The 823-nt window shown below is 36.9% G+C and carries 1 protein-coding gene; it reads left to right on the top strand.

Going from position 1 to position 823, the window contains the following annotated elements:
• A partial coding sequence (locus tag LG31_RS20705) for a hypothetical protein (RefSeq protein ID WP_202963018.1) occupies window positions 1-823 on the top strand: 823 nt, incomplete at both ends.

The raw sequence follows: 823 nt of genomic DNA on the forward strand, positions 1-823 counted from the left end.
ATCAAGGACCATGGGAACCTTACGTAAGGGATATAGATCCTTCTATCTTACTTAAAGAAACAGGAGCAAAGGTATTAAGCAGTCAAGAAATGTGGTGGCTTAATGGTGAAGTATTTGATTGGACTTGCTCTTATAAAGAATGGATTGAAAGTTCTACTACGATAACTAATCCATATGGTTTGATTGAAGTTAAAGATGACAACGGTGATGCATGGTTGGTATTAGAAAGTTATCCATCTTGGAAAGAGCCAAAAATTATTGGCAACGATGACTGGGGGCACCCACGAAAAGAGGTTTGGTGCCATATAAAAAGTTATATCGTTAAAGTAGAAGAATTTAAAAACTTTAGAGATTGGGCAACAAACCAACACTTTATGGGCAGGTGGATGCCGGAAGGCAGTGATAGATACCAATTATTTAATAGAGAGTTCTATTGGTCCGACGCATTCCAATTTTTTAAATCAGACTATTATGGTGGCTCAGATTGGACCTCGGTATCAGACCAAGAGTCCAGAGTGAAGATAGCTGACGTTAGTATTACTTCTGTTAGCTATTTATGGGAAGAAAAGTTCGATAGATCAAAAATTGAAGCTTTGAGCTTTTTGAAGCCAAGCAATTTAATCTTCGAAAAGATGGGTTTAACAAATGGGGAAATAGAAGGTAGTTTCAAAGATCAAAACGGCACTATGGTGTGTTTTGCTGCTGAAGCTATACATGCTTCAAAGGCTCATTTACTTGTTAAAAAAGAACCATTTTTAACAATGTTAAGTGAGAATGGATTTGAAATAGTTTGGACATTGTTGGGGGAGAAAGGTGTTATAGG

The organism is Aeromonas lacus, from assembly GCF_000764665.1.
Taxonomy (GTDB): domain Bacteria; phylum Pseudomonadota; class Gammaproteobacteria; order Enterobacterales; family Aeromonadaceae; genus Aeromonas; species Aeromonas lacus.